This window comes from Paenibacillus nanchangensis (genome assembly GCF_046543445.1).
GTDB lineage: Bacteria > Bacillota > Bacilli > Paenibacillales > Paenibacillaceae > Paenibacillus_AQ > Paenibacillus_AQ nanchangensis.
On sequence record NZ_JBHOFD010000025.1, the window covers coordinates 89920 to 105055 of the forward strand.

Sequence of the window (15136 nt, forward strand, 5' to 3'; positions counted from 1 at the left end):
TAGAAGAAAATCGAAATGATATTGATCTAAATGTTCAGGACGGAGGTGCGCATGGGAATCAGAGAAACGTTCAAGGCGCTGTCCGACGATTACCGGAGAGAAATACTCGACATGCTGAAGAACGGCAGAATGACGGCGGGGAGCATCGGCGAACGCTTTGAAATGACGCAAGCAACCGTGTCCCATCATTTGTCGGTACTCAAAGAAGCCGATCTCGTCCGGACCGAACGCGACGGCAAATATATATATTATGAGTTGAACACTTCCGTATTTGATGACTGTCTGAGCTGGATTCTTTCTTTTAAGGAGGAGTGACCATGTCCCGTATTAAAGCTACCACCTTGCTTTCACTTTTTACCGCAAGTCTGCCGCTCGCATTGTATGTTAAGCTCTATCCCGCCATGCCCCCGGAAGTGCCGATCCATTTTGACATGAAGGGACAGGCGGACCGGTATGTGTCTAAGACTAGCGGTGAGGTGATTTTTCTGGCCGCGCTGGGCCTTGTCGGGTGGGTAGTATTTAAGCTCATCTTTTATTTTTCGCTCCGCTTGGCGGCGGGGAAGGGAAACCTCAAGGCTGTTCAGACCGGCAAAATCTTGGATCTGTCAGCACTGTGTTTCACGCTGGTGATGACAGGGATTTCGGTCCAGGCGCTCCTCGTTCAGGCAGGGGGGCTTGAGTTCTCGGGGACGGACCTTAGCCGGGTGTGTGTCGGCCTAATGGGTGTAACGCTGGTCGCCGTCGGCAATCGTATGCCGAAGCTGTCCCGCAATTCGTTGGCCGGTTTGCGGACCCGGGAAACGCTGCAGAGCGACGAGTTGTGGTTCAAAGGACAGCGGGCGGCAGGCAGAGCGTATGTCGCTGGAGGGCTGCTTATGCTGCCGTGTTGTCTCCTGCCGGGCCTGTGGGTGCTGTATACAGCGGCGGCGCTGTTTGTACTCGCCAATGTGGTTCCGGTTGTGTATGTAAAGAAGCAAGCGGCCCGTTTGTAATGGCCGTCCGCGGTCTGATAGAATCGTAGAGAAGAAATACATATTACGAGGGAGGTAACGTTCGTGGACAGAAATTCGGACGCCAAACTGAAATGGGGCATTATCAGCACCGGCGGCATTGCGGAAACGTTCGTAAAGGATTTGGCCTTCTCTGAGCGCGGAACGGCATACGCCGTCGGGTCCCGCTCGCTCGAAAGCGCGAAAGCGTTTGCCGGCAGGCTGAATATTCCGCACGCCTACGCGACGTACGAAGAGCTTGTGAACGATCCCGAGGTGGATGCCGTGTACATCGGCACGCCGCATCCTTTTCACAAAGAAAACGCGCTGCTGGCACTGCGGGCTGGCAAAGCCGTGCTGTGCGAAAAGCCGTTTACGCTGAATGCCGGGGAGCTGGAAGAGGTCGTTGCGGCTGCACGGGAGAGCGGACGGTTCCTGATGGAAGCGATGTGGACGCGGTTCATTCCGGCGATCGTTCAGACCCGCCAGTGGATTGCCGAAGGCATGATCGGTGACCCGCGTTTAGTAAAAGCGGACCTCGGCTTCCGGGCGGGCTGGGATCCCGAAGGGCGGCTGCTGAATCGGAGTCTGGGCGGCGGCGCGCTGCTGGACGTCGGAATTTACACTGTCTCTTTTGCCTCCATGATCTTCGGGCCCGAGCCGGAGGAAGTGTTCAGCACGGTAAAAATCGGCGAAACCGGCGTCGACGAACACTACTCGGTTCTGCTCTCCTACGGAGACGGACGGACGGCCTCCCTGAACGGCGGAATCCGGCTTAACATGGAGAATGCGGCGGCCATTTACGGCACGGAGGGCCGAATCGAGCTCCCGGCCTCGTTTAACGATACCCGGAGCGCGGTTCTGTACCGCAACGGCGAAGAACCGGTAACCTTCACCGACGACCGGAAAGCCGCGGGGTATGCGTTCGAGGCGGATGAAGTGGCGCGCTGTCTGGAGGAAGGGCTGACCGAAAGCCCTGTTATGACGCTGGACGAATCGCTTGGCATCATGCGCCTCCTTGACCGGATCCGGAAGCCGTGGGGACTGGTGTATCCGGGAGAATAAGCCCGGCCGTCTGCACCTTGGTCTCTTGACTGCCGGAAGTTCCATATTGATAGAAGAAAGCCGGTATTTCTTGCGCCAAGGAACCGGCTTCTTCGTTTATATCAGCCTATGATGAACGGAGGAAACACATAGATGAACAAAGAGACGATAAGCGCGTCACCCGAGGAACGGTACGCGGGTTGTCTGCTGGGCTTGGCCGCCGGCGACGCACTGGGAACAACGGTGGAGTTCAGTCCGCCGGGCAGTTTTGCGCCGGTGACGGAGATGACGGGCGGTGGTCCGTTTGCTCTCCGGCCGGGCCAGTGGACGGACGACACGTCCATGGCGCTGTGCCTTGCGGACAGCCTGCTGGAGTGCCGGGGATGGGATCAGACGGACCAGCTGCGGCGGTATATGCGCTGGTTTCGGGAAGGTTACCTGAGCAGCACAGGCGTCTGCTTCGATATAGGAAACGCTACCCGCTCGGCGCTGTACCGGTTCGAGGTAACGGGCGAGCCTGAGTGCGGATCAGCCGACCCTTACTCCGCGGGCAACGGCTCCATTATGCGGCTTGCTCCAGCCGTTATGTATTATGCGGAGGACGGAGCGCTTGCTGCCGAGATGGCGGGCCGCAGCTCTTTGACGACGCATGGCGCAAAGGAGTGTGTGGACGCGTGCCGGCTGATGGCCTGCAACATCACAGCGGGGCTGAAGGGCTGGAGCAAGGAACGGATCTTAAACGCGGGAGAATGGAGAGATTGGCTGGGCGGGGAACCGCTGGCTCCTGCGGTTGAGGACATCGCCTCAGGCTCTTACGCCGGTAAACAGCCGCCTGAGATTCAGGGCTCCGGCTATGTGGTAAAATCGCTGGAAGCGGCGCTGTGGGCGTTTGCCCATTCGTCCGATTTTGCTGAAGGAGCGTTCCTTGCGGTTAATCTGGGCGATGATGCGGACACGACGGCGGCGGTATACGGACAAATCGCCGGCGCGTATTATGGCGTAAACGGAATCCCGGAGGCTTGGCGGGAGATGCTGGCAATGCGCGAGCTTATCGAGGACTGGGCGCTTCGGCTTTACCGGGAGAGACCAGGCGCCCCAGTGTAAGAAGCGGATGTACCAATCCGCCGCAGGAACAGTCAGCTTGCTCAAATTTTCTCTGTTTGGCCCATACAGTTGAACACCGATAAAGTAAAGGAACGCTGCTGAATCAAGCTGCCTGATTCCATGTTCAAAAGGGAAAGGAGGATGCCAGGTGGATACAATGGACCTGCTTACTTACATTTCGCTGGCCTTGTCTCTGCTGCTGCTGCTTCGCGTGCTCGTGCTTCAGGCCCGGATCGGAGAGCTGCGCCGGGACCTGGAACGGCTGGAAGGGCGGCCGGACTCTCTTCAACAGAAAGCGCCGGCCGCTCCGTCCGGAACGATGCCTATTGATTCGCAGCCCCCTTATGCGGGACAAGGAGAGCGGACAGAGCTGGGAGAACGGACAGAGCTGGAACAACAGCTCGCCGGCCTGCTGCGGGCGGGGAAGAAAATTCAGGCGGTCAAAGAACTGCGGATAGCCACCAATCTTTCGCTAAAAGAAGCCAAAGATCAAATCGATGCCCTGCAGCAGCGGCTGCATTTATAATCCCTAACCGCTATCCAATCAAAAACGGCTTTCGCTTCATGCGAAAAGCCGTTTTTTGCGTACCTTTTTGTCCTGAAAATCGCGGAGAAAAAAGAAATGTGCAGAATTGTCCACAAAAATCTCATTTTCTGCCGCAGGGATACGCCGATAAATTACGTCTTATAAAAAGCGAGACAGTTTGCAGTTGTCTTCTTCATAATTACATCTCGGCATCGTAGCGGTATTTCTGCTCCCGGACGCGGGCCACTTTGGCATCCAGCCCGTTCCACGGCTCATAAGGATAAGCGCCCACCAGATAAGCCAGCCGGACGAACCGGTCCCGGGGGAGCAGCTCGGCGTAACGCGCAACGATACCGGAATACAGCAGCGCATACCGCTTGGAGCGGACGGCGGCGCCGGCGACGGCAGTCAGAATCGACAAGCCCTCCGGCATCCGCAAAATTTCCACTTCATGGTCCTGCACATACCGGAAGGTGCGGTCTTTGATCAGGTCGCGCCTTACTTTGGCGACTTCGCCGATATATTTGGCCAGCAGCGGTTCAAAATCCGCCAGCAGCAGCTGTTCCATCTCCAGGTCCATGTCTTTGCGGATGATAAAGCCGCTGAGCAGAGCGATCCGCTGGCGGCTCACCCGGTCGCCGCGCAGCAGGACGGCGACTTCGCGCAGCTTCTCGTAAGCGAGCACGTCATCCTCCCGGAGGACGGAGACCGCTTCGCGGCGGTTGACCTCCAGCCCCTCCTTGATCGGGATCAGGCTGCGCTTCAGCAGCGTCTCCAGCGCGCGCCAGTTCTGCACCCGGCGGGAGCGGCGCTGGGCGGCATACAGCAGGCCGCACAGCACAAGGCCCGCGGCCGCGCAGAGCAGTCTTTGGCCCGTATTGTCAGCGAGGTACACGGCTGCCGCCGCCAGCAGAAGGGCCAACATCAGCCGGACCGCCATGCTGCGCCCGGCGGCGCGTGCGGCATACTCGCGTACGGGTTGAAGCGCGGCCCGTCCGCAGCGGGTGCACCGCTCTTCGGACAAGGCGGTAAATTGGCCGCACCGGCGGCAGATTCTCAGCTTATCGAACGCGTACCGGGGCATTTGAAAGGGACGGAAAATCACAGGTCTTTGTTTAGCCAAGTCTGCGTTCGCCTCCGTTCAAGCTGGCCAGCAGCTTTTCGTCGATTTCTTCGGGAGCAGGCGATTTTCGCTGAGTGTAAGCGTACAGCGACACTTGAACAGCAACAAAAAGGAACAATACTCCTAAAAGAACGTATGAAATCATGGAACGAATCCTTTCCGTTCACCGCAAACCCTGCGAGACCCTTGCGCCGCCTGTTCGGCAGCTGGCGGAAGGCCCGGGCATACGGCCGTAAGTTGAAGTTTACAAGGTTTAATTATATCATTATGGCATACTCTCGGCAGGTTCTCCAGATCCGCTTCGGGCCTGGCCTGACGAGCTTTTAAAGCCGCTTGAAGGCCGTGTTCCCGCAAGCTGGGGGCCGATCTGCCGCAGCGGATTTCCACTACTCACTATTATAATTACAGAGGAGCCACCCGCTATGTTATATCCATCCACAACACGTTTAAGCCTCCCGGGACGGCTGCGCCGTCTGCTTCCGGTTCTGCTGCTGGCCATCTGCCTGACTGCAGGCGTTCTGGGCGGCGGTACATCCGCCGGAGCATCTGCAGGCTCGTCAGCCGGCCAGAACGCCTCCGGGGGGGCGAATATCGACGCCGTACTGGTGCTCGACGTCAGTAACTCCATGAAGACAAGCGACCAGAGCAACATCGCCGGCGAAGCGATGAAGATGTTCATCGATATGCTGTCGGCTAAAGGCGACAAGGTGGGCATAGTTGCTTACACGGACAAGGTCCAACGCGAGAAAGCGCTGCTGACCATCGGCTCAAACGCCGACAAGCAGGACTTGAAGGATTTTATCGACCAGCTGGACCGCGGGCCTTATACGGATATCGCCGTCGGCGTCGAAGAAGCCGTCAAGGTGCTGAAGAACGGCAGCGATGCCGGGCATGAGCCGATGATCGTGCTGCTGGCGGACGGAAACAATGACTTTAACAAAGCGTCCGGCAGAACGGCGGCGGAATCGGACACAGAATTGAACGCGGCTGTAGCCGAAGCAAAGAACAACGGCTACCCGATTTATACGATCGGCCTGAACGCGGACGGCAAGCTGAACAAAGAGAGCCTCGCCCGCCTGTCCGATGAGACCGGAGGCAAAGCCTTCTCCACCAATTCGGCGGACGACCTGCCGCAAATTTTGAGTGAAATTTTCGCCAGCCATCTGAAGCTGAATATCGTGCCGGTCCAGTCCCTGACCGCCAGCGGCGGGTATCAGGATGTGACGGTGAGCGTACCGAATGCCAGCGTGCTGGAGGCGAATATCTCCATTATGTCCTCCCAGCCGGTATCGGCGAAACTGACGGACCCTTCGGGCGCCGCTGTACAGATTCCATCCGGCAATGTCCTGCTGTCCAAGTCGAGGACCTACAGCCTGATCAAGCTGCTTACGCCGCAGCAGGGGGACTGGAAGCTGCAGATCAAAGGCGTGCCGCAGGATAAAATCGACATCAATCTCGTTTTTAACTATGATCTGGAGCTGAGAGCCGAACCGCTTGCCGCCTCGTCCTACAAAAAAGGCGACAAAATCGATATTTCGGCTTCCTTATACAGCAATGGCCAGAAGGTCACCGAGGCTGGCCTGTATCAGAACATGAAGCCCTCGCTGCTGGTCAAAGATCTGGACACGGGCACAACCTCCGAGCAGCCGCTGAATAGCAGTGGCGGCGCGTTCACCGGCGAATTTGAAGTGCCGGACAATCATAACTATGAATTAAAGGTCCGTGCGGTGGAGCGCAGCTTCTACCGCGAGAGTGCGCCGCTTGCTGTGAATGCAGGCGGCGCCCCGGCGCCTTCTCCCGCCGGCAACCAGGCGGCGGCTCCGGCAGCGGAATCGGGCGGATCGAAATGGATGCCGCTCCTCATTGGCGGCGGCGTCCTGCTGCTGGCCGCGGCTGCTGCTGCCGTCTGGCTGATGATGAAGCGGTCGAACCGCGGATTCGTTGGACAGCTGGTCATCGAAGTCGTCGATGGCAACACCGGAGAGAAGACCTATCCGCAGTACAAGAAGCTGAACGGCTTCCGGGGCAAATTTACGCTCCATCAGCTGCTCCAGCTGGCGCCTGAGTACAAAGAAAGCGAAAAGATAGTATTTACGCCCGGCGCCAACGACCGGCTCCGGCTGCGGAGCGCCGAAGTTCCCGTCGAGAAATCGGGGCGGAACGTGGACACCGCAAACGGGCTGGAGCTGAAGAGCGGAGACCGCATCTCTGTCCCGCTCACCGGCACGGATAAGACGATATTGTTAGAGTATTTAGTATAGATCAGGGGGAGCGCACATGAAACCGGTAGTCAGAGAGCATATACAGCAGCTTGACGTCTCGCTTGGCGGAGGTATCGTCAGCGACAAAATCAGAGTTGATACGATCGATAACCCGATCCTTATTATCGGGCTTGGCGGCACGGGCATCGACGCCCTGCTGCGTTTGAAATACCAGATTAACCGCAGATTCAAGCTGCCGGAAGACCCGATTTCAAAGAAGAAGCGGGAGAAGCCGGATAACGTCGAATTTTTGGCGTTTGAGACGAACGAGCAGGACCGGGGCAAGAAGTACAAAGGCATCGGACTGGACTCGCAAAATGAATTTGTGCTGCTGGCCAACGCCGAAATCGGCGGACTGCTGCAGAACCGGAGTATTCTGGAGCCTTACATTACGGAGTGGCTGTCGCCGGAGCTGAGCATTACCGACGGCATGAACGGTGCGGCGGGGGTCCGGCAGGCGGGCCGCCTGCTCCTTTTTACCAAGATTAATCAAGTGGTCGGAGCCATCGACAAAAAAATCAAAACCCTCTCCGTCGGCACCAACAAAAAGCTGATGGTGTTCCTGCTCTCCGGCCTCTCCGGCGGCACGGGCAGCGGCGCGTTCCTCGATATCGCCTACATTGTGCGCGGCATCATTGAACGCGACTACGGCTCGGCCGGCATTGACCGGGTGAACACGCTGGGCTATCTGTTCACGCCCGACGTGAACCTGTCGAATAAAAGCCTTAGCGAGCATACGCGGGAGTACATCCGCAAGAACGGTTACGCGGCGCTGAAGGAACTGGACTACTGGATGAATGTGGACAGCCGGGGCGAACGGTTCCGTCAGGCGTACGGCAATATTTTGACCGTCAACTCGCCGCTGCCTCCGTTTAATTTATGCCATCTGATTTCGGCGACGAACACGGAAGGCAAGCTGCTGGAGAACGCGTATGATTACTGCATGAACGTAACGGCGGAGAACATCACGAACTTCATGGCCAGCGAGGAAAAACAGTCGGGCGAAGAATTCGCCATTCACGACTATATCAGCAACATCCGCACCAATATCGCGCAGATGAACAAGACGTACCCTGCGAACTATGAATACAACATTATCGGGGCATCGTCCGCCGTGCTGCCAATCGAGGAAATGACGACTTATCTGGCGTACCGGCTGTTCGAGAAAATGGAAAAAATGTTCCGCCAGGCTCCCGGCCAGGAAGAGGTCGAAAAATTCGCCCGCAAGCTGGGGCTGGACCTGGAGACGATGGTCAAGACGTTTGAATCGCGTGTTCCCGAGCCGCTGCCCGGCTATCAGAACAGCGAGCGGCTCAGCCATGCAAACGTGGTGAAAAACCAGGTCGTCAGCATGGACACGGAGCTGGAGCAGAATTTCCTCGCCCGCGCGCGAGAGGAATACATCAAGTCGAAGAAGCAGCTTCCCGGCGAAATCGCTGCACGGTTCGGCGAGGAGATCGAGCGGATTTTCCTCCATCCGGAGCAGGGGCCGTTTTACGCGTCCAGACTGATCTACACGGAAAAAGGCTTTTGCATCCTGAAGCTGATCCTCTCGTATATCGAAGCGCTGCGGGAGACGCTGCTGCGGCTGCCGCGGGAGATCGAGACGGCCCAGGAGCAGGCGGAGGAGAAGCTGGGCGACGCGCGGAGCGCTTTTGTCTCCAAGGAGAAAAAGAAAAACGCTTATATCGAAGCCAAAATCAACGAATACTGGCTGCACGCCGACGTGGAACGCTGTGAACGGCTGATCGAATTTTATGAAGATCTGTACGAAATCCTTAATGACGAGAACAGCCGGATTTACGGCGTGTTTACGGAGATTTTGAGCGCGCTTTGCTCGATTTTTGCCAAAAACGGGGACATCCTGCTGAACGGCGAAGAGCAGACCGACCATAAAGGCAACAAAACCTACTATTGGAATATCGTTAACGTGCCGGATATTTCCCAGACCATCTCCAGGCTCATGGACCAGAAGGACGGCGACGATCTGATCCGCGATTTCACCCGCGATATGCTGAAGCATTCGGAGCGGTGGGTCAAAGAGCAGGAAATCGACATTGTCCGCTCCATTTCGGAGTTCCTGACCGACAAATTCGGCGATTTGATTACCCGGTCGATGGAGGATTTTCTCGTGATGAAATACGGGCATGAAGAGCCGCTGGATAAACTGGTGGAACGCTTCATCGCCGGCAAGCTTGACGAAGAGGCCGTCCCGACCTTCCATTTGAGCAACAGCTCCGGCAGTCTTCATTTCCCGTCCTGGGGTTTTGTGTCGGTGCCGGTGAAGGCTCCGTCTATCCTGAAGGGCATCCGGAATTACCAGAATAACGCGCTTGGCAAATCCCAGTTCACGATCAAGGAAAGCCAAGTCAAAAACCGGATTTTCTGGCTCAATACGCGCAACGGGGTGCCGCTGTTCGTGTATACGCCGCTCCGGGTCTATGAAGAGAACTACGAGCGTACGATTCTCGATAAGGAAGGCATCGGCCGCCACCTCGTGCAGACCGACAAAAACAACTGGACGTACCTGCCGTCACCGATCCCCGAGCGGTCCTGGGGCGATACGTATGCGAACCCCCGTGTCCGCGAGTATAACGCCAGAGTGCGCGCCGATTTTGCCAAAGCGCTGGAGCTTGGGGTGATTATTGAAAAAAGCGTTGACGACAACACCAGCAACCGTTATTCGGTAGTATTTACGAAGCCGTTTGATGTGAATGTGCTGCTGCAGGGATATGATCTGCAGCTGCAGTCCGCCCGCCCGAATCTCGGCGAGGTGAAAAAAGCGGCTGATGAGCTGAAGCGGCTGCGTGAAGGCGGGCTGGAACGCGAAGGCAGCAAAGACATTTTCGGCAGCATTAACCGGGAACAGGCGCAGGAGAATCTGATCCGTTCGCCGCAGCTGATCACCCGGGTGCGTGAGGAGCTGGCCAAATACGAAGGGCTTGCCGCCAAGGCGGAAGAGCTCGAAGGCATACTCCGGCAGTATCTCGATGAGGAGAAGTGGCTCGACCAGTTTATCGAAGCGCTGTACACCGGTACTATCGTCAAAAAAGGTGCGCTTTACGTCTACGACCGCGACGAAGAAGAAGACGCGTGGGAGCCGTTTGCCAATTTGATGAAAGAGCGCAATTACGTGGAGTACGCGGTATACCGCCACTTCCGCGGTTTGGACGAACGCAGCCGGAACGTACTGCTGCGCAAGGCTGCCCGGCGCGCGGGCGAAATGACGGCGTCCGAAGACGTATCGCCGCTGTTGTACCAGCTGGAGACGCTGTATGTCTCGTTCCTTGAAGCCAGAGACAGCCTGGAATACGAGCGGGTGGAGCATGCCGACGGCGACGAAATGTACCAGTTCTACAAAGCGGTGACCGGCAAGCTGGGCGGCATCCGCAGAAAGCTGAAGTAAGCCATGGTCAAACCGTTAGCCGTACGTTACGCAGAAGCCTACGCGCTGCGGGAAGACCGTCTTCTGGATCAGGAGGACGGCCGCAGCAGCATTCATTATCCCGCGCTGTTTTTGTTCGCGGGCGATCTGAGCCGGGATGCGGTCATGCCCGTTCTGGCCTGCTGCCGGCGTAAATGGGACAATGCCGGCGGCGTAATGGCGGTCCAGGCGGTCTCCGAGGACGGTGCTACCGCCGGTTCTCCGGCGGCTGCCGGACCCGGGGACGGGCCGCGCGCGGAGAACATCCGCCAGCTGCTGCTTCCCGCCACACGAGGACGGGACCCGAAGACGGTCCGCCGCGACATCGGCCGGGATTTCCGGCAGGACGGCCGGTATCTGGCCGGCATGAACCGGGTGCTCCGGCAGATCAGCAACAGCATAGCGGATTACGGCCGGCTGTATTCTTCCTTCGACGTTATCCATCTTACTATCATTACGCGGGTCGACGACCCGCTTAATGTGTTCCTGCCGGAGCTTACGCTGCTGGCCCGGACGATTTTAGGCCAGTCGTTCAAATCGGTGCAGACCGATCTTTATGTGCTGATCAACGAACGGGAGCAGGAGAATCACTATGCTTATTCCAGCTCGCTGGGCCTTGCTTTTTTGCGTGAGCTGGAGGGGATGCAGTCCCCTGATTACGCTCTTACTGCGCCGCTGCTGGTGACCGAAGACGGCCTCTCCATCCCGGTCGTTCACGGCCCGGCGCCGCTGTTCGATCTGGTTTATCTCCTGGGTGACAAAAATGAACGGGGGATGATGCCGGCCGGCGGCATGCACGACAACTACGAGATTATCGCCCATATCAGCCTGCTGAAAAACCGGGTCCGTACTTCGGCTGACGCGGCGGGCCAGGGCGGTTACAACAATATGACGTTTAAAAGCGGCATCCGCGGCGGCTCCGGCCGCCAGGGATATGCCTCCGCGGGCTGGTCGGGCGTTAAACGCCCCAACCGGCAAATTGCTTTGGCCGTGCTTTACCATGCGTTCCGGGTGCTTGCCGGCAGCATGAAAAACTCTGCCCCGTGGAGCCTCAAAGAACGCCAGGGCTACCTTGGCCTGGACGCGGAGCATCTCCGGGAGGAGACGCTGCGCCTGCTGCCCGAGGAAGCGGGGCTGGAGGAAATGACCGGGCTCATGAGCCATGGCCGTCCATCGTATCAGGAGCTGAAGAACCTGTCGCTCCTGGAAGCGGAACGGACGCTTTTTGGCGGCGGGGCCGAGGAATATTTCCGCGGCAATTTTGAGGCCGAAGCAGCGCGCCGCCTGGAGGAACGCCAGCCTGGCAGGGAATGGGCCGGTCTGCTTGCCGCGCATGAGGCGGGTCCGCCGGTGGTTACCTTCTACCAGCTGGCGGATTGGACCGGTGAACGCGAAGACGCCGGCAGCGTGCTTGTTCCGCTGCGGCAGCATATGCGCAGCCTGGAAGCCGCGATTCGTACCGCCCGCGGGGAACTGGAATCGGTGTACGCAGACCGTGTCGACCGGCAGCCGTTCCAGCGGGTGCCGCTCCTGGACAAACGGACCGTCCGCAATTTTATCCATTACCTGTTCTCTGAGATTTACGGCAGAAAATACGAGCTTTTGCGAATGGAAACGGAGCTTGCGCTGTGCCGCCGGCTGGAAAGCGGGCTGGAGGCGCTGCACGGAGAATGCTCCGCCCGCGTCCGGCTGATGGAATCGCTGGAGCGCGAGCTGCGGGAGATTGCTGAGGAAAGCGCCGGAAGCGCCGGAAGCGGTGAAATCGGCCAGAACATCATGGAGTATTACGGCGCCGTCACCGAAGAAACGATGCGGGAGACCGAAAGCCGGCGCGGACCCGGCTTCTGGTTCGGGGAACGGGCGCTTGGCAGCGTATCCGTCCTGCTGGACCGGGGCAAAGAGGCGCTGGTCGCCAGACTCGCCGAAGTTTGCGAGCGGGAGGTGCTGACGCACGACGTGTTTTCCCTGTCGTTCGAGGAGGAGCTGCTCCGCCGGGCGAATGTCGCTGCGGCTTACGAAAACCGTCAGATTTTGACCAAGGAAGAGCTGTTCAAGCGGCTGTATTTCAGTCTGGAGCAAGGCGCGGTGGCGAACGTCCGGCTGTTTGAATATACGCAGGAGCACCGGCATGAAGAGAAATATTTCTTTGGCGACAGCCGCTCCGAGTTCCTCCGCTACGCCCAGGAGGCCGACGAGACGACGCGGACATACCGGCTCGGGTTTGTGCATGAACAGCGCCGCAGCGGGGTGGAGAAGCTTAACCTGATGGGCGGTTTCCATTTGGAGGACCTGCTCTACTATCGCAACGGCAAAATGTACTACGAAACCTATGCGGCAAGCGGTTATTCGCTGCACGGGGACGATCCCGGCCCGCTGCCCGAGCTGCGTTAGGGCGGGTACGCAGCAGAAGGAACGAAAACTTCCGGTAAAGGAATGATAACGCGATGCAGCGTAAATTGAATGTTCTCCTGCTTCTGTTCAGTCTGATTGGCGGAGCCGCAGGTTTCCTGGCCGGCGAGCTGCTGCTGGCCAAGACGGACCATTGGCCTTCGATTATTACCATCGGCCTGTATTTTGCGCTGGTGGCGCTCGGGATCATGCTGGGCGCGCTGATTGCCGAGATGACCGCGCCCCGGCTGAACGGCGCATCCTGGCGGCAGCGGTATGTCGGCCTGTCCTGGAAGCTGCTGCCGCTGGCGGTTGTGCTGCTGCTGGGCTTCGGCCTTGCCGCAGAACTGGTCTATGAGCTGAACTTCGGCGGAACGAAGACGGTCAAGGACGTTGTGATGGTGATCGACGATTCCGGCAGCATGGAGCAAAACGATCCCGACAACCGGCGCCATGCGGCCGCACGCGATCTCGTGATGCAGATGGATAAAGATAACCGGGTGGCGGTTATCAGCTTCAGCGATCAGGCAGCCGTGGTGCAGCCGCTCACGAAGGTGAAAAAGGACGCCGACCGGAATCAGGTCATTGCCGCCATCGAAGGCCTGCAGACGACAACCGGGGGCACCAACCTGGACGGCGCGCTGCAAGAAGCGCTTGGAACGCTTGGCGGAGAAGATGCTTCCCGGGGCGCGATGGTGATTCTGCTGTCCGACGGCGCGAGCCAGCTTGATCCGCAGCGGGATCTCGAGGCGTACATCAGCCGCGGCATCGCGGTCAACACGGTTGGGCTCAGCCTGCAGGAGCCGTCGGGAGCGGAGCTGCTGAGACAGATCGCCGGCGCGACAGGCGGCCAATACTATGATGTAGACGATGCCGGACGGCTTGCGGAGGTATTCCGTGAGATCTACGACCGTCTGGGCGACCGGACGCTGGTGACCGAGCGGACGGATGCGGCGCAAAACAGCCCGTATTATGCCGCTGTCCGTGTGCTTTCGCTGCTGCTGATCGGCGCGGCGCTGGGCGTAGGGCTCGGCATCGTGTTCGACAACCGGCATTTGGCGAAAAGCTTCGGCGTCGGCGGCGCAGTGGCCGGTCTCTTGTCGGGGCTGACGCTGGAATACGGACTGAGCGGCCACCCGCTTGGCGACTCTTTGGTCCGGCTTGCCGCCGTCCTGCTGCTTGCGGGCATCATCGCCTTGTTTACGCTGATCATCCCGGTCGGCGAAGGCCGGTTGACCCGCCGCGGTTCGCGCGGTGCGGCGAATCCGTCTACGGATAGCACACGCCGTCCGCGTGGGGGAAGCAGCCGGGGATTTTAAGACCCGGCTGCCGGCAGGATCGTTGGCTGCGGCCGGGCGCGAAATTGGCTGCTGGGAGCGGCATGACGGCGGGATCGGTTGCAGAACGATGACGGGACCGGTGCAAGCGGCATGGCTGCGGAATCGATCGCAGGACCGGCGGCAGAACGATGACGACACCAGCCGCAAGGAGCGGCATGGCGGCAGACTCGGCCGAAGAGCGGTATAACGGCTGAACCGGCCGCAGGCGGCGCATGGCTGCGGCGGCCGGGCGGGCTTACGCATAGAGTGATAGGAGGATCTTGACGATGAACTACGCAGAAGAGAACGGTCTTCCGGAAATCAGCGAGGTCACTTCCCGGGTGGAGGACCGCGTCTGTACGCTGCGCTGGCGCTGGCCGGACGGCGTGCAGGCTGTATGCATCCGCAAAGCTCCGGCGGAGGAAACGGACGATTCCTGCAGCCCTCCGCCCGGCCTCAGGTTGTACACCCGGGAAGAATACAAAGCGAACAACGGTTATCACGACCGGCTGGATGAAATCGGGCTGGTCGCTTATACCGTGTACGTCCGCCTGGAGACGCCGTCAGGCGTGGTCCTGGTCCGGCAGAGGAACGAACACAACCGGATTGTAGTCAGCGCGGGTAAAGCGCGGATTTTTTATTCGATTCAATATAAACGAGCCTTGTTCCAGAAACGCCAGTCGGTACATATGCAGATCCGGGCGGAAGTTCCCGTGCCCAAGGAAGCGCTCTGCTACGTTAAAAAGAAAGGCGGCATCCCCGCCGGCAAGGAAGACGGCACGCTTTATCCGTTCGTCCGGGATTTTGATCCCGGGCGGAACGAGCTTCCGCCGGTGGAGATCGGACGGGAGGACCGAATCCGGATCTTTTTTACGGACGGCCCGAAATACGGCCGGTTTTTTGAACTGGTGCCGGAGTAGGTCAGAGTACCCTGCCGCCGCGGCGGTCAGGTCCGCGG

At 58.8% G+C, this 15136-nt stretch carries 13 protein-coding genes; 11 read left to right on the forward strand and 2 right to left on the reverse strand.

The features are described from left to right. Positions 1 to 51 precede the first annotated feature (51 nt). The 5 genes from ACE6ED_RS19715 (at position 52) to ACE6ED_RS19735 (ending at position 3663) form a co-directional block, all read left to right on the forward strand. On the forward strand, positions 52 to 315 hold the full coding sequence (locus tag ACE6ED_RS19715) for an autorepressor SdpR family transcription factor (RefSeq protein WP_410828981.1): 264 nt from the start codon (positions 52 to 54) through the stop codon (positions 313 to 315). A 2-nt stretch (positions 316 to 317) separates the two neighbouring features. After that, positions 318 to 992 carry an SdpI family protein gene (locus ACE6ED_RS19720; protein WP_410828982.1) on the forward strand — a complete coding sequence of 225 codons (675 nt, stop codon included), beginning with the start codon at positions 318 to 320 and terminating at the stop codon, positions 990 to 992. Positions 993 to 1055: 63 nt separating this feature from the next. Next, the gene (locus ACE6ED_RS19725) at positions 1056 to 2054 is read left to right on the forward strand and encodes a Gfo/Idh/MocA family protein (RefSeq protein ID WP_410828984.1); all 999 of its coding nucleotides are present in this window, start codon (positions 1056 to 1058) and stop codon (positions 2052 to 2054) included. Between the two features lie 132 nt (positions 2055 to 2186). Next, the gene (locus ACE6ED_RS19730; RefSeq protein ID WP_410828986.1) at positions 2187 to 3137 is read left to right on the forward strand and encodes an ADP-ribosylglycohydrolase family protein; all 951 of its coding nucleotides are present in this window, start codon (positions 2187 to 2189) and stop codon (positions 3135 to 3137) included. A 157-nt stretch (positions 3138 to 3294) separates the two neighbouring features. After that, a complete protein-coding gene (locus ACE6ED_RS19735) occupies positions 3295 to 3663 on the forward strand; it encodes a hypothetical protein (RefSeq protein WP_410829018.1) in 369 nt (122 codons plus the stop codon). A gap of 199 nt (positions 3664 to 3862) precedes the next feature. On the opposite strand, the gene ACE6ED_RS19740 is transcribed toward ACE6ED_RS19735, so the two are convergent. Next, positions 3863 to 4786: a hypothetical protein gene (locus ACE6ED_RS19740; RefSeq protein WP_410828987.1), complete on the reverse strand. Its 924-nt coding sequence runs from the start codon at positions 4784 to 4786 to the stop codon at positions 3863 to 3865. Continuing rightward, positions 4779 to 4931 carry a hypothetical protein gene (locus ACE6ED_RS19745; RefSeq protein WP_410828989.1) on the reverse strand — a complete coding sequence of 51 codons (153 nt, stop codon included), beginning with the start codon at positions 4929 to 4931 and terminating at the stop codon, positions 4779 to 4781. Before ACE6ED_RS19745 ends, ACE6ED_RS19740 begins: the two co-directional genes overlap by 8 nt. Before the next feature lie 277 nt (positions 4932 to 5208). Here ACE6ED_RS19745 and ACE6ED_RS19750 point away from each other — a divergent pair, with 277 nt between their 5' ends. The 6 genes from ACE6ED_RS19750 to ACE6ED_RS19775 all read left to right on the forward strand — a co-directional run bounded on the left by ACE6ED_RS19750 (position 5209) and on the right by ACE6ED_RS19775 (position 15098). Further along, positions 5209 to 7047 (forward strand): vWA domain-containing protein, encoded by a 1839-nt coding sequence (locus tag ACE6ED_RS19750; RefSeq protein WP_410828991.1) that lies wholly within the window; start codon positions 5209 to 5211, stop codon positions 7045 to 7047. A gap of 16 nt (positions 7048 to 7063) precedes the next feature. Further along, a complete protein-coding gene (locus ACE6ED_RS19755; protein WP_410828993.1) occupies positions 7064 to 10453 on the forward strand; it encodes a tubulin-like doman-containing protein in 3390 nt (1129 codons plus the stop codon). 3 nt (positions 10454 to 10456) lie between these two features. Next, positions 10457 to 12862, forward strand: coding sequence for a transcription initiation factor TFIID (locus tag ACE6ED_RS19760; protein WP_410828994.1), 2406 nt, complete (start codon positions 10457 to 10459; stop codon positions 12860 to 12862). 53 nt (positions 12863 to 12915) lie between these two features. Continuing rightward, complete coding sequence (locus tag ACE6ED_RS19765; protein WP_410828995.1) at positions 12916 to 14178, forward strand: vWA domain-containing protein; 1263 nt, start codon at positions 12916 to 12918, stop codon at positions 14176 to 14178. After that, the gene (locus ACE6ED_RS19770; RefSeq protein ID WP_410828996.1) at positions 14153 to 14386 is read left to right on the forward strand and encodes a hypothetical protein; all 234 of its coding nucleotides are present in this window, start codon (positions 14153 to 14155) and stop codon (positions 14384 to 14386) included. The genes ACE6ED_RS19765 and ACE6ED_RS19770 overlap by 26 nt, the downstream gene beginning before the upstream one ends. 79 nt (positions 14387 to 14465) lie before the next feature. After that, positions 14466 to 15098: a beta-mannanase gene (locus ACE6ED_RS19775; protein WP_410828998.1), complete on the forward strand. Its 633-nt coding sequence runs from the start codon at positions 14466 to 14468 to the stop codon at positions 15096 to 15098. The last annotated feature ends 38 nt before the right edge of the window (positions 15099 to 15136 follow it).

Coding starts and splice junctions, on each gene's coding strand:
- ACE6ED_RS19715 (WP_410828981.1), top strand. CDS start 52: ATGGGAATCAGAGAAACGTTCAAGGCGCTGTCCGACGATTACCGGAGA.
- ACE6ED_RS19720 (WP_410828982.1), top strand. CDS start 318: ATGTCCCGTATTAAAGCTACCACCTTGCTTTCACTTTTTACCGCAAGT.
- ACE6ED_RS19730 (WP_410828986.1), top strand. CDS start 2,187: ATGAACAAAGAGACGATAAGCGCGTCACCCGAGGAACGGTACGCGGGT.
- ACE6ED_RS19735 (WP_410829018.1), top strand. CDS start 3,295: ATGGACCTGCTTACTTACATTTCGCTGGCCTTGTCTCTGCTGCTGCTG.
- ACE6ED_RS19745 (WP_410828989.1), bottom strand. CDS start 4,931: ATGATTTCATACGTTCTTTTAGGAGTATTGTTCCTTTTTGTTGCTGTT.
- ACE6ED_RS19750 (WP_410828991.1), top strand. CDS start 5,209: ATGTTATATCCATCCACAACACGTTTAAGCCTCCCGGGACGGCTGCGC.
- ACE6ED_RS19755 (WP_410828993.1), top strand. CDS start 7,064: ATGAAACCGGTAGTCAGAGAGCATATACAGCAGCTTGACGTCTCGCTT.
- ACE6ED_RS19760 (WP_410828994.1), top strand. CDS start 10,457: ATGGTCAAACCGTTAGCCGTACGTTACGCAGAAGCCTACGCGCTGCGG.
- ACE6ED_RS19765 (WP_410828995.1), top strand. CDS start 12,916: ATGCAGCGTAAATTGAATGTTCTCCTGCTTCTGTTCAGTCTGATTGGC.
- ACE6ED_RS19775 (WP_410828998.1), top strand. CDS start 14,466: ATGAACTACGCAGAAGAGAACGGTCTTCCGGAAATCAGCGAGGTCACT.